Source organism: Microbacterium sp. M4A5_1d, from assembly GCF_053345465.1.
Genome location: NZ_JBKFAD010000003.1, coordinates 464,774 through 477,616, shown reverse-complemented (window position 1 = coordinate 477,616; position 12,843 = coordinate 464,774). Strand labels below are relative to the sequence as shown.

The following is a 12,843-nucleotide window of genomic DNA, read 5'->3' as shown; positions in this document are numbered from 1 at the left end:
CCGCTGTGGCCAACCCTCTCGAGAAACTGCTCCGCGCCGGTGAGGGCCGTGTGCTGCGCCGCCTGCAGCAGATCGTCAAGGCCGTGGGCGCGCTCGAAGAGGACTACGCCCGCCTCACCGACGACGAGCTGCGGAACGAGACCGCCGAGCTCCGCGCGCGTCACGAGGCCGGCGAGACGCTCGACCGGCTGATGCCGGAGGCGTTCGCCGCGGTCCGCGAGGCCGCCAAGCGCACGCTGGGTCAGCGCCCCTACGACGTGCAGGTCATGGGCGGTGCGGCCCTCCACCTCGGGAACATCGCCGAGATGAAGACCGGTGAGGGCAAGACGCTGACGGCCACCTTCGCGGCCTACCTGAACGCCATCGCGGGCAAGGGCGTCCACGTCATCACCGTCAACGACTTCCTCGCCTCGTACCAGTCCGAGCTCATGGGTCGCGTCTATCGCGCGCTCGGCATGACGACGGGGACGATCGTCTCGGGTCAGACCCCCGAGGTCCGACGTGAGCAGTACGCGGCCGACATCACGTACGGCACCAACAACGAGTTCGGGTTCGACTACCTGCGCGACAACATGGCGTGGCGCCGCGAAGACCTCGTGCAGCGCGGCCACTTCTTCGCGGTCGTCGACGAGGTCGACTCCATCCTCATCGACGAGGCCCGGACCCCGCTCATCATCTCGGGGCCGTCGTCGGGGGAGGCGAACCGCTGGTTCGTGGAGTTCGCGCGCGTCGCCCTCACCCTCGAACCGGGTGTCGACTACGAGGTCGACGAGAAGAAGCGCACCGTCGGAGTGCTCGAGCCCGGTATCGAGAAGGTCGAGGACTACCTCGGCATCGACAACCTCTATGAGTCGGCGAACACCCCGCTCATCTCGTTCCTGAACAACTCGATCAAGGCGCGGGCCCTGTTCAAGCGCGACACCGATTACGTCGTGATGAACGGCGAGGTCATGATCGTCGACGAGCACACGGGCCGTATCCTCGTCGGCCGCCGCTACAACGAGGGCATCCACCAGGCCATCGAGGCGAAGGAAGGCGTTCCGGTCAAGGCCGAGAACCAGACGCTGGCCACCGTCACGCTGCAGAACTACTTCCGCCTCTACGACAAGCTCTCGGGCATGACCGGTACCGCCGAGACCGAGGCGGCCGAGTTCATGTCGACCTACAAGCTCGGCGTCGTCCCGATCCCGACGAACAAGCCGATGATCCGCAAGGACCAGCCCGATCTCGTCTACAAGAACGAGACCGCGAAGTTCGCGCAGGTGGTCGAGGACATCGTCGAGCGTCACGCGACGGGTCAGCCGGTGCTCGTGGGCACGACGAGCGTCGAGAAGAGCGAGTACCTCTCGCGCCTGCTCGCGAAGAAGGGCGTCAAGCACGAGGTCCTCAACGCCAAGAACCACGCCCGTGAGGCCGAGGTCGTCGCCCGCGCCGGCCGCCTGGGCGCCGTCACGGTCGCGACCAACATGGCCGGTCGCGGTACCGACGTCATGCTCGGCGGCAACGCGGAGTTCCTCGCCGTCCAGGAGATGAAGTCGCGCGGGCTCGACCCCGTCGAGACCCCGGAGGAGTACGAGGCCGCGTGGGACGAGGTCTTCGCGTCGGTCCGCGAGACCGTCGCCGAAGAGGCCGAGAAGGTCGTCGCAGCCGGTGGTCTGTACGTCCTCGGCACGGAGCGTCACGAGTCGCGCCGCATCGACAACCAGCTGCGCGGTCGTTCGGGCCGTCAGGGCGACCCCGGTGAGAGCCGGTTCTACCTGTCGCTGACGGACGACCTGATGCGTCTGTTCCAGTCGGGCGCGGCCGAGGCGATCCTCGCGCGGACGAATTTCCCCGAGGACGTCGCGATCGAGTCGTCGATGGTCTCGCGGGCGATCAAGAGCGCGCAGGCGCAGGTCGAGGCGCGCAACGCCGAGATCCGCAAGAACGTCCTCAAGTACGACGACGTCCTCAACCGTCAGCGTGAGGCGATCTACGCCGACCGCCGCCAGGTGCTCCACGGCGACGACCTGTCGGAGCGCGTGCAGCACTTCATCGAAGACGCCATCAGTGCCGTCATCGACGACCACACATCGTCGGGCCACACCGAGAGCTGGGACTTCGACGCTCTGTGGACCGAGCTGAAGACGCTCTACCCCGTGGGTGTCACGATCGACGAGGTCGTCGCGGAAGCGGGGAACAAGGGGCGGATCACCGCCGAGGTGCTCAAGCGCGAGCTGCTCTCCGACGCGAAGATCGCCTACCAGAACCGCGAGGAGGCGCTCGGCGAACCCGCTATGCGTGAGCTCGAGCGGCGCGTCGTGCTGCAGGTGCTCGACCGCCGCTGGCGCGACCACCTCTACGAGATGGACTACCTCAAGGACGGCATCGGCCTGCGGGCCATGGCTCAGCGCGACCCGCTCATCGAGTATCAGCGCGAAGGCTACGAGATGTTCCAGTCGATGATGAGCCAGATCAAGGAGGAGTCGGTCGGCTTCCTCTACAACCTCGAGGTCGAGGTGCGCTCCGCCGAGAGCGGCGAGGTCGACGCCAAGGGGCTCACCCCGACGCCCGTCGAGACGCAGAAGCTCGAATACTCCGCCCCGAGCGACACCGGATCGGGCGAGGTCGAGGTACGCAACGACCGCGGTCAGGTGCAGAAGAGCGCCACGGCGAAGGCCCGTCAGCACGCCGCGGAGCAGGAGGCGCCCGCCGACGCACCGCGCGGCGCGTTCGGCCAGAAGACAGGCACGGCCGAGGACGCCGGCGACGCGGGCAACCGCGCCGCACGACGCGCCGCAGGCAAGAAGAAGTGATCCGGCGAGCGGGCCACGCATCGTCGATCGGCCCGCTCGACCCCCGGATATCCTGATCGGATGAACCGCCGAATCCTCGATCAGTCATCGAAGCTCAAGGACGTCCTGTACGAGATTCGCGGCAGCGCCTTGGCCGAGGCCGACCGACTGGAGGCCGACGGCCACAGGGTGCTCAAGCTCAACACCGGTAACCCCGCCATCTTCGGGTTCGAGGCCCCCTTCCAGATCGTCCGCGACATGATCGAGTCGGTGCCCAACGCGCACGGCTACAGCGACAGCCGCGGCATCCTCTCCGCGCGGCGCGCCGTCGTCTCGCGGTACGAGGAGGTTCCCGGGTTCCCGCACGTCGATCCCGACGATGTCTACCTCGGGAACGGCGTCTCCGAGCTCATCACGATGACGATGCAGGCTCTCCTCGACGAGGGCGACGAGGTGCTGATCCCAGCGCCCGATTATCCGCTGTGGACCGCCATGACGAGCCTCGGCGGCGGCAAGCCCGTGCACTACCTGTGCGACGCGACACAGGGCTGGGAGCCCGACCTCGACGACATCCGCTCGAAGGTGACCCCGCAGACGAAGGCGATCGTCGTCATCAACCCGAACAACCCCACGGGCGCGGTCTACAGCCGCGAGGTACTCGAAGGCATCGTGCAGATCGCCCGTGAGAACTCGCTCCTTCTGCTCTCGGACGAGATCTACGACCGGATCCTCTACGACGAGGCGACCCACATCCCGCTGGCGACGCTCGCTCCCGATCTCCTCTGCCTGACCTTCAACGGCCTCTCCAAGACGTACCGCGTCGCCGGATACCGGTCGGGCTGGCTCGTCATCACCGGGCCCAAGGCGCACGCGAAGGGCTTCCTCGAGGGCATCCAGCTGCTCGCATCCACGCGGCTGTGCCCGAACGTGCCGGCGCAGTTCGCGGTTCAGGCGGCGCTGTCGGGCGTGCAGTCGATCGAGGCGCTCATCGCCCCGTCGGGGCGGTTGCACGAGCAGCGGGATGCCGCATGGCAGGGTCTCGAGAGCATCCCCGGCGTGACCTGTCACAAGCCCGAGGGCGCGCTGTACGCCTTCCCGCGCCTCGACCCCGAGGTCTACGACATCCATGACGACGGCAAGCTCGTCTACGACTTCCTCGTCGCGGAACACGTGCTGCTGGTGCAGGGAACCGGCTTCAACTGGCCCGATCCGGATCACCTGCGCATCGTCACGCTGCCCGAGGCGCGCGTGCTGACCGAGGCGATCGAGCGGCTGGGCAACTTCCTCTCGTCGTACAAGCAGTAGCCCGTCACAGCAGGGCGAGCGACGTCGCGCGCCACCGCCCGTCGAGGCCTTCGAGCCGGAGCGCGACGGCCCGCGTCCGATGCGGAGTGGTGACGACCACCGTGCCCTCGACGACGCCGTCCGCCGGCTCGCACGTGCGGACCGAGACGATCGAGTGGACGGGCCGCGCCGGCGTCACCTGTCGGGCACTGCGTGCACGCGCCGCGAGATTCGCGCGCGTGACGAGAACGCGGAAAGCGTCCTCGCTCAGCCACCGAGCGAGCTGCTCGACCTCGCGCACTCCCGCCAGCACCTCGAGGACCCCGCGGGTCAGGTTGCGGATCAGCGGCTCGGGATCGGGCAGATCTGTCGTCGACGTCGGCTGCGCTGCGAAGTACTCGGCGACGTCGAGCGAGGACCCGATGCGGGGGTACCGGCGGGGTTGGTTCGCGCTCATCGACGTCATCGCACGCTCCTCCTTCCATCGGCTGTGTCAACGCCGACGAGTACAGCACACCGCCGAATCTGGCCGGATGAGAATCCTCCAACCTGTGGAGAGCGCCCTCGGGGTGCGCCGCGTCACCGCTAGCCTCACGGGGTGCGATGGCAGCGGTTCTTCGAGGATCTCGAACACCAGCTCGACTCCGAGTGGGAGGCCGAGCGAGCGGCGCTCGACACCGAGGCCGAGCGGTTGCGACTCTCGCGGCTGACTCTGCGCGAGCGGCTTCAGGAATCGATCGGCGCAGAGGTGACCGTCGATGTGGCCGCCGGTGATCCGATCCGCGGCCGCCTGACGGGGGTGGGAGCCGACTGGGTGGGCCTGGACCGCGCGGACGGCCCCGGTGCCGCCGTCGTGCCCTTCGCCGCTGCGTCGTCGGTCGTCCTCGCGGAACCTGATCTGCTCCGCAGCGCGCGTCCCGCGGGACGCGGCTCGGCGCTGTCGGAACGGATGACGCTCGGGTTCGTGCTGCGTGACCTGGCGCGCCGTCGCGTCCCCGTGCACATCGTGGTCGCGGGCGGAAAGACCTGGGCGGGGACGATCGATCGCGCAGGCGCCGACCACCTCGATCTCGCGCTGCACGACGCAGCTGAGCCGCGGCGACCGAGCGCTGTCACGGGGCACCGGATGATCGCCTATTCGGCTATGCGGGTCCTGCACCTGCAGAGCGGCCACGGCTGAGAAGTCAGTCGCTGCGGTTCCGCCGCCCCCACAGCTCGGGGAAGCTGGCGACCTGCGACTGCTGCCACAGGGCGGCGCGGCGGGCGTCCTCGACTTGCGCGTCGAGGTAATCCTCGACGCTGGACGACTCGATCCGCCAGCGGGGCGGTGTTCCGACCTTCGCTCCGACGAGACGACCCTCGACGGTGAGCGCGACCACTTCGTCGACCTCGATCTGCAGCACCTCCGCGACCTGGGAAGGCGTCAGGAAGCGCGCGCTGTCGGGCGTGGCGGGCATGGTCCCATTATCCGCGGGCGAATGTTCGCCCGCTCGGCTCTTGACAGCCCTGTGGACAACCAGCACGGCCGTGGCACCGCCTCGCCCACGATGGTGGCATGGTCGCACGAACCTCGTTCCGTAACCGCATCCGTCGCGCCGACGCACGCGTCATCATCGGCGTCGTCCTCGTGTCGATCTCCGTCGCGGGGGTCTGGGCCGCGGTGTCAGCGGCGCGGCAGACGTCGGCGGTCCTGACCGCGGCGCGGACCATCGTCGTCGGCGAGACCGTCGAGGCTGCCGATCTGCGCGTCGTGGAGGTGGCGCTCGGATCGGCTGACGACATCTATGCCGCACCGGGTGCGCTCGAGCCGGGCGGTGTCGCGACGCGGACGATCCCCGCCGGCGAGTTCGTGCCGCGCGCCGCAGTCGCATCACCGGACAACGTCGAGGTGACGACCGTCGTCGTGCAGACAGCCGGTGCCGTGCCCGGCTCCGTGTCGCCGGGGACCCGCGTCGAGGTGTGGAGTGCGCCGCAGCGCGAGCGAGGGGTCTTCGGCGAGCCGCGCATCCTCGTCCGAGAAGCCACGGTGCGCGCCGTGCAGGCCGGCGACGGGCTCATGGCACAGCAACGATCCGCCGCTGTCGAGCTGGTGGTGGCGCGCACGGACGTCTCGGCCGCGCTCGCCGCTGTCGCGGCCGGTGACGCGGTGTCGGTGATCCCGGCCGCGGGCGGGACGCGCTGATGCGTATCGTCGTGGCGATTCCCGATGCCGCGCCGTTCACCGAGCGACTGCGCGCCGGAGGTTTCACCGAGGTAACCGCGCTCGCGCCCGAGGATGTGGCCGCGGCAGCGCACGACGCGACCTTCGCATGGTCCGCTCCACAGGCGCGCGAGCTATCCGGTACCGCTGCCGTGATCGCAGGCGCGGACGTGCTCCTTCTCGCAGCATCCCGTTCGTGGCTCACGCGCGACGTCGTCGAGTTGTGCGACCGCACCGCGACCAGGATCGTCGCGTGGAGCCGGGGCGCGGCCGAGCATCGAGCGGCCGAGATCCTCGGGGTCGCGGTCGTCGATTCGACCACTGATGCCTTGGACGCCGTCACCGCCGTTCCCGCATCGACCCCGCCCGTTCGGTCGCGCGGGAGGGTGATCGTCGTGTGGGGCGCCTCGGGCGCGCCCGGTCGCACGACGATGTCGATCGAGATCGCTCGCGAGACGGCGCGCGATGGGCGCAGCGTCGCGCTCGCGGACGCGGACGCACACGCGCCCGCCGTCGCCGTCGCGCTGGGCGTTCCCGACGAGGGGCCGGGCCTGGCCGGCGCGTGCCGACGTGCGTCGCGCGGCGAACTGACACCGGCGGAACTGGCTCGCATCGCGGAGCCTGCGGGCGCCGTCGATGTCCTCGTCGGCATCAACCGGCCGGCGCGCTGGCCGGAACTCGGGTTCGAGCGTGTCACGCGCGTCCTCGAGACCTGTCGTGACTGGGTCGACGATGTCGTCGTCGACGTCTCGGCATCGCTCGAACGGGATGAGGCGATCGTCAGCGATCTCGACGGGCCCCGGCGCAATGCCGCGACCCTCGCCGCGCTCGAGTCGGCCGACCTGGTCGTCGCGGTCGCTGCCGCCGACCCCGTGGGGCTCTCGCGGTTCCTGCGGGCTTACCCCGAGCTGCGCGCGACCGTCGGGGCCGTGCCCGTCCACGTCGTCGTCAACAAGCTCCGGGGCGGCCCGCTCGGGATCGATCCACGAGGCCAGATCCGCCGCAGCTTCGAGCGGTACGCCGGGATCGAGCGATGCTGGTTCGTCCCGTGGGACCCGCGCGCCACCGATGCGGCTCTGTTGGGGGCCCGGCCCGTCGGCGAAGGAAACGGTCGGGGCCCCATCCCGGCAGCCGTCCGCCGACTCGTCGGCGAAGCGATCTCGCCCCCGATGCGCGCGGTCGCGGCGTCGCGCCGCCATCGTGTGACGGCGCACGCCGCGTCGGCGGGATCGGCCCCCTAGTCTGGGATGGTGTCGACCCTCAGCGATCTCGTCCATGCTCAAGGACTTTCCACCGACGCCGACGTCGAGTGGCTCCACCGCCTCGCCGGTGACGGTCAGCTGCTGGCCGATCTCGCCTTCGCCGACATCGTCATCTGGGTGCCCACCGCGGACGACTCGTTCATCGCCGTCGCGCACACCCGGCCCGGGGGAGCCGCAACCCTCTTCTACCGCGACATCGTCGGCGATCGCGTGCGCCCGCAGTGGCGCACGCAGGTGAAGGATGCCTTCACCCAGGCGCGCATCGTCGATTCGGCCTCGCCCGACTGGTTCGAGGAGACGCCGACCCGCGTACGCGCGGTGCCGATCGTCCGGGAACGGGCGACCGAGGGGCGCGCCGCGCACGTGGTCGGTGTCCTCACGCGGCACACGAACCTCGGTGAGGCGCGGACGCCCTCGCGTCAGCAGATCACGTTCAACGACTGCGCCGACGACCTGTTCGGGATGGTCGCCTCGTCCGACTTCCCCGATCTGAACGCCCCGACGGCTCCGCGTCGCGGCGCTCCGCGCGCATCCGACGGGCTCATCCGGCTCGACGTCGACGGCATGACCACCTTCGCCAGCCCGAACGCTCTCTCGGCCTTCAACCGGTTGGGCTTCGAGGACGAGCTCGAGGGCGAGCCGCTGATCGAGGTGGCAACGGCGATCCTTCCCAGCAAGCGCGAGTTCGACGAGTCGCTGCCGATCGTGATGGCCGGCCGTGCACCCTGGCGCGCCGACATCGAGGCCCGCGGCGTCACGGTGTCGCTGCGCACCATCCCGCTGCGCGACCACGGCACCCGCATCGGCGCGATCGTCCTATGCCGCGACGTGAGTGAGATCCGGCACCAGGAGCAGGAGCTCATCACGAAGGACGCGACGATCCGCGAGATCCACCATCGCGTGAAGAACAACCTGCAGACCGTCGCCTCGCTGCTGCGTATCCAGGCCCGCCGGACGCACTCCGAGGAGGCGCGTGACGCTCTCACCCAGGCGATGCGCCGGGTGTCGGCGATCGCGGTGGTGCACGACACCCTGTCGGAGGGGCTGGCACAGAACGTCGACTTCGACGAGGTGTTCGCGCGCGTCCTCAAGCTCGTCGCCGAGGTGGCGGCCGCGCCGAACACCCGCGCTCGCACGCGGTCGTCGGGGCGCTTCGGCACCCTGCCGAGCGAGTACGCGACGCCGCTCGCGCTCGCGCTCACCGAACTCGTCACGAATGCCGTCGAGCACGGGCTGGCGGGCACGGAGGGCGATGTCGAGATCGTCGCGGAGCGTTCCGCGGAGCGCCTCGAGGTGAAGGTGCGCGATTCCGGCAGCGGCTTGCCGGAGGGGCAGGTCGGGCGCGGCCTCGGCACGCAGATCGTCCGCACTCTGATCCAGGGCGAGCTCAGCGGCACGATCGACTGGCACACGCTCGTCGGCAGCGGAACCGAGGTGACCATCGAGATCCCGCTGCGCTACATCGAGCGCGACGCGGGCTGAGCGCGTCGCGGGGTCCCCGTCAACGCGCGGACCCCGCGCCGACGTGTCGGCAGCGGGGTCGGGGAGCGGGTCAGGACGCGCGGCGAGCGCGTGCAGCGCGGCGCTTCAGTGCGCGACGCTCGTCCTCGGACAGGCCGCCCCAGACGCCCGAGTCCTGGCCGGTCTCGAGGGCGTACTGCAGGCAGATCTCCGTCACGGTGCAGCGGGCGCAGACGGCCTTCGCCTTCTCGATCTGGTCGACGGCGGGGCCCGTGTTGCCCACGGGGAAGAAGAGTTCGGGGTCGACGGTCAGGCAGGCAGACTTGTCGCGCCAATCCATGTGGTGCTCCTTGGGGTGGTGATTCTGTCGGGCCGGACTCGGGTAGTCCGGTACCCTGGTTAAGTGTGCGAGCGGATGCTCGCCCCACTTCGCTGTGGGAGCACACGGCTTGATCTATCGTCCCATAGCCCGGACAGATGAATCAAGGGTGAACTGCGGATTTGCTCGCCGCCGGGCCGTGAATACCGGTATCGCGCGGCTCTGATCGAAGGTCGGATGCCATGGCCCCCACTGCTGTCGAACGTCTCGCGGGAGCCGTGCTCGCCGCAGAAGCCATCGCGTTGCTCGCGGTCGTCGGCTGGGAGATCGTCGCGCTGGTCGGCGGCGACACCATCGACGTTCCCAGCTCCGTCGCCCTCATCGTGTTGACCGCCATCGGTGCCGTGGCCCTCGCAGCATTCGCCGTGTCGGTCTGGCGCCGGGTGTCGTGGGGCCGTTCGGGCGGCATCGTCGCGCAGCTTCTGATCCTGGCGGTCGCCCTCGGCGCTGCCACGGGTCAGTACGCCGACGCCGGCACCGCTGTGCTCATCGCGGTGCCGGGCGTGGTCGGCTTCGTGCTGCTGGTGGCCGCGACCCGGCGTGCAGCACGCGGCCGCGGCGACGCCTGAGTCGTCGAGGCCCTCAGTCGAGACCGAGCAGCGCGCGGACTCGCGCGACGTGACCCGTCGCCTTGACGTTGTAGAGCGCGTGCTCGATCCGGCCGTCGGCGTCGATGACGAAGGTGGATCGGATGACGCCTTCGACGGTCTTGCCGTAGTTCATCTTCTCGCCCCATGCGCCGTACGTCTCGTGCACGGCGTGGTCGGGATCGCTGAGAAGCGGATAGGTGAGCTGCTCCTGCTCGCGGAAACGGCGCAGCTTCGCCTCGTCATCGCGCGAGATTCCGATGACCTCGATGCCCGCTGCGCGCAGCGACTCGACGCTGTCGCGGAAATCGCAGGCTTCCCGCGTGCAGCCGGGAGTCATGGCCGCCGGGTAGAAGAACACGACCGTGCGCCGTCCGCGCAGGTCCGACAGCGAGAGCGTCGAGCCGTCCTGGTCGTCGAGGGAGAATTCGGGGGCGAGGTCGCCCGGTTGCAGACGCGTCATGATTCCAGCCTAGAACGGCGAACCGCCGGGTCGACCCCGGCCGAGAAGGTGCCGAGCAGGCGCTGAAGCGAGTCGAGTCGCGCCGGGCCACGTTCTCCCAGCCGGCCCTGCGCGACGGCCTCGACGATCGCGCAGTCGGGCGCATCGGGAAGATGCGTGCAGCCCCGCGGGCACTCCTCGGCGACAGCGGCGAGGTCGGTGAACGCGGCGAGGATGTTGGCGGGGTCGACGTGCCCGAGGCCGAACGAGCGGACCCCGGGCGTGTCGATGACCCAACCGCGCCCCTCGGGGCCGAGATAACGAAGCGATACCGTCGAGCTCGACGTGTGGCGACCTCGACCGGTGACTTCGTTGACGTGTCCGGTCGCCCGTGCGGCTGTCGGCACCAGGGCGTTCACGAGGGTGGACTTGCCGACGCCGGAGTGACCGACGAACACCGTGGCGTGGCCCACGAGCTTCGCGCCGAGCTCGTCGACCGGCATCCGTCCCCGCCCGCTCGTGAGCACTTCGAGGTCGTCGACCCCCTCGAAATGCGCGAGGAACGCGGCCGGGTCGGCGAGATCGGTCTTGGTCACCACGAGCAGGGGATGGATGCCGGCGTCGAGCGCCGCGATGAGGTAGCGGTCGACCAGGCGCGGGCGGGGCTCAGGGTCGGCTGCGGCGACGACGATGACCATCTGATCGGCGTTGGCCACGACGATCCGCTCCACCTGGTCGGTGTCGTCGGCGCTGCGGCGAAGCAGCGTCGTGCGTGGTTCGATGCCGACGATGCGTCCGAGAGTGCCTTCGTCTCCCGACACGTCGCCGACCACGCGTGCCCGGTCGCCGCTGACGATGGGCTGCTTCCGCAGCTCGCGAGCGCGCACCGCGAGCGTGGTGTGCTCGTCGTCGCCGTCCTCGTCGATGAGCACGGTGTAGCGGCCGCGGTCGACACCCACCACGCGCGCCACCTGGGCGTTGCTGTGGGCGGGTCGTCGCTTGGTGCGCGGCCGATTCGCCTTCGGGTTCGGACGCATCGGGATGTCGGACTCGTCGTACTCCTCGTCGAGGTCGTCGTCGCCGCCGAGCCAGCTCACCCGGCGACCTGCGCGTCGGATCCGAGCATCTCTGCCCACAACTGGGGGAACTCGGGCATCGTCTTCGCGGTCGTGCCGATGTCGTCGACCTCGACGCCCGGGACGCGCAGGCCGATGATCGCCCCCGCCGTGGCCATCCGGTGGTCGTGGTGCGCCCGCCAGAGCCCGCCGCGCAGCGGCGTGGGCGTGATGCGGATGCCGTCCTCGAGCTCTTCGGCCGAGCCGCCGAGCGCTCGGAGGTTGCCCACGAGAGCGGCGATGCGGTCGGTCTCATGGCCGCGGATGTGGCCGATGCCGTGCAGTGTGCTCGGCGAGTCGGCGAACGCCGCGAGCGCGAAGAGCGACGGGGTCAGCTCGCTCGCCGCCGACAGGTCGAGGTCGACGCCGCGCAGCTCGCCGGTGCCGGAGACCGCGAGAACACCGCTGCGTCGCGTCACGCGGGCGCCCATCTCGGTCAGGATGTCGACGAGCAGCGCACCCGGCTGGGTCGAGTGCACGGGCCAGTGCGGGATCGTCACCCGCCCGCCCGTCAGCGCGGCCGCGGCCAGGAAGGGGGCCGCGTTGGACAGGTCGGGCTCGATCGTGAGCTCTTTGCCGCGGAGCGGACCGGCGGGGACGAGCCACTCGCGGTCGCTCGGACGCTCGACGTTCACGCCACGGTGGCCGAGGGCCTCGACCGTCATGTCGATGTGCGGCAGGCTCGGCAGGCGGTGACCGTCGTGCACGAGGCGGAGCCCGACATCGAACCGGGGCGCCGCCAGCAGGAGCCCCGACACGAACTGGCTCGAGGCGCTCGCGTCGATCGTGACCTCGCCGCCGCGAACGTGGCCGTGCCCGTGCACGAGGAACGGCAGCGTCCACCGGCCGCCGTCGTCGATGTCGACGCCGAGCTCGCGGAGGCTCCGGATCATCTCCGCCATGGGCCGGTGCAGGGCGCTCTCGTGGGCCGTGACGGTGACCTCGCCGCGCGCGAGTCCGGCGAGGGGAGTGACGAAGCGCATGACGGTGCCGGCTTGCCCGCAGTCGACCACGGCATCGGCCGGTTCCGCCCCGAGCGGCGTCACGACGAGGTCGGGGCCGAAACGGCCCTCGCCGGGCACGGCTTCGATCTGGGCGCCGAGAGCTCGCAGCGCGTCGATCATGCGCGCGGAGTCGTCCGAATGCAGCGGCGCGATCAGGCGCGAGGGAGTCTCGGCGAGGGCCGACAGCACGAGCTCGCGGTTGGTGAGCGACTTGGAGCCGGGCACGGCGACCTCGGCCCGGACGGGGCTCTCAGCGACGGGCGCGCGCCACGGCGCGCCGACGTCGGCGGTGCGGGGGGAATACGCGGCGGTGGTCATGGGTTTCACAGTATCGA

13 protein-coding genes are annotated in these 12,843 nt (G+C 70.2%); 7 read left to right on the top strand and 6 right to left on the bottom strand.

Translation table 11 applies throughout. The features are described from left to right. The first annotated feature begins 5 nt into the window (after nucleotides 1-5). Together secA and ACLBWJ_RS14190 are read left to right on the top strand one after the other, a co-directional pair. Nucleotides 6-2,795: a preprotein translocase subunit SecA gene (gene secA / locus ACLBWJ_RS14195; RefSeq protein WP_447660577.1), complete on the top strand. Its 2,790-nt coding sequence runs from the start codon at nucleotides 6-8 to the stop codon at nucleotides 2,793-2,795. A gap of 60 nt (nucleotides 2,796-2,855) precedes the next feature. Further along, complete coding sequence (locus ACLBWJ_RS14190) at nucleotides 2,856-4,079, top strand: pyridoxal phosphate-dependent aminotransferase (protein ID WP_269267808.1); 1,224 nt, start codon at nucleotides 2,856-2,858, stop codon at nucleotides 4,077-4,079. Between the two features lie 4 nt (nucleotides 4,080-4,083). Here ACLBWJ_RS14190 and ACLBWJ_RS14185 read toward each other — a convergent pair whose 3' ends face one another. Continuing rightward, nucleotides 4,084-4,515, bottom strand: a complete 432-nt coding sequence (locus tag ACLBWJ_RS14185) for an Rv3235 family protein (protein ID WP_447660668.1) — start codon at nucleotides 4,513-4,515, stop codon at nucleotides 4,084-4,086. Nucleotides 4,516-4,656: 141 nt separating this feature from the next. Between ACLBWJ_RS14185 and ACLBWJ_RS14180 the strand changes: the two genes are divergently transcribed. After that, on the top strand, nucleotides 4,657-5,238 hold the full coding sequence (locus tag ACLBWJ_RS14180; RefSeq protein ID WP_447660576.1) for a hypothetical protein: 582 nt from the start codon (nucleotides 4,657-4,659) through the stop codon (nucleotides 5,236-5,238). Nucleotides 5,239-5,242: 4 nt separating this feature from the next. On the opposite strand, the gene ACLBWJ_RS14175 is transcribed toward ACLBWJ_RS14180, so the two are convergent. Next, nucleotides 5,243-5,515, bottom strand: a complete 273-nt coding sequence (locus ACLBWJ_RS14175) for a helix-turn-helix domain-containing protein (protein ID WP_447660575.1) — start codon at nucleotides 5,513-5,515, stop codon at nucleotides 5,243-5,245. A 98-nt stretch (nucleotides 5,516-5,613) separates the two neighbouring features. Between ACLBWJ_RS14175 and ACLBWJ_RS14170 the strand changes: the two genes are divergently transcribed. Genes ACLBWJ_RS14170 through ACLBWJ_RS14160 form a run of 3 tightly spaced genes read left to right on the top strand, consistent with a single transcriptional unit; the run spans nucleotide 5,614 to nucleotide 9,002 of the window. After that, nucleotides 5,614-6,240, top strand: coding sequence for an SAF domain-containing protein (locus ACLBWJ_RS14170; protein ID WP_354450069.1), 627 nt, complete (start codon nucleotides 5,614-5,616; stop codon nucleotides 6,238-6,240). 11 nt (nucleotides 6,241-6,251) lie between these two features. Then, the gene (locus ACLBWJ_RS14165; protein WP_447660574.1) at nucleotides 6,252-7,499 is read left to right on the top strand and encodes an AAA family ATPase; all 1,248 of its coding nucleotides are present in this window, start codon (nucleotides 6,252-6,254) and stop codon (nucleotides 7,497-7,499) included. 9 nt (nucleotides 7,500-7,508) lie between these two features. Further along, nucleotides 7,509-9,002: a sensor histidine kinase gene (locus ACLBWJ_RS14160; protein ID WP_112617585.1), complete on the top strand. Its 1,494-nt coding sequence runs from the start codon at nucleotides 7,509-7,511 to the stop codon at nucleotides 9,000-9,002. 70 nt (nucleotides 9,003-9,072) lie between these two features. Here ACLBWJ_RS14160 and ACLBWJ_RS14155 read toward each other — a convergent pair whose 3' ends face one another. Continuing rightward, nucleotides 9,073-9,321 carry a WhiB family transcriptional regulator gene (locus ACLBWJ_RS14155; RefSeq protein WP_023955350.1) on the bottom strand — a complete coding sequence of 83 codons (249 nt, stop codon included), beginning with the start codon at nucleotides 9,319-9,321 and terminating at the stop codon, nucleotides 9,073-9,075. Between the two features lie 221 nt (nucleotides 9,322-9,542). Between ACLBWJ_RS14155 and ACLBWJ_RS14150 the strand changes: the two genes are divergently transcribed. Then, nucleotides 9,543-9,929, top strand: a complete 387-nt coding sequence (locus ACLBWJ_RS14150) for a histidine kinase (protein WP_282501343.1) — start codon at nucleotides 9,543-9,545, stop codon at nucleotides 9,927-9,929. Nucleotides 9,930-9,942: 13 nt separating this feature from the next. On the opposite strand, the gene bcp is transcribed toward ACLBWJ_RS14150, so the two are convergent. From bcp to aroA, 3 genes are read right to left on the bottom strand one after another with little or no spacing between them, the layout of a single operon-like run. Further along, nucleotides 9,943-10,410 (bottom strand): thioredoxin-dependent thiol peroxidase, encoded by a 468-nt coding sequence (gene bcp, locus ACLBWJ_RS14145; RefSeq protein WP_282501342.1) that lies wholly within the window; start codon nucleotides 10,408-10,410, stop codon nucleotides 9,943-9,945. Next, on the bottom strand, nucleotides 10,407-11,486 hold the full coding sequence (gene rsgA / locus ACLBWJ_RS14140; protein WP_447660573.1) for a ribosome small subunit-dependent GTPase A: 1,080 nt from the start codon (nucleotides 11,484-11,486) through the stop codon (nucleotides 10,407-10,409). Before rsgA ends, bcp begins: the two co-directional genes overlap by 4 nt. After that, a complete protein-coding gene (aroA, locus tag ACLBWJ_RS14135; RefSeq protein ID WP_274178849.1) occupies nucleotides 11,483-12,826 on the bottom strand; it encodes a 3-phosphoshikimate 1-carboxyvinyltransferase in 1,344 nt (447 codons plus the stop codon). The genes rsgA and aroA overlap by 4 nt, the downstream gene beginning before the upstream one ends. Nucleotides 12,827-12,843: the final 17 nt, after the last annotated feature.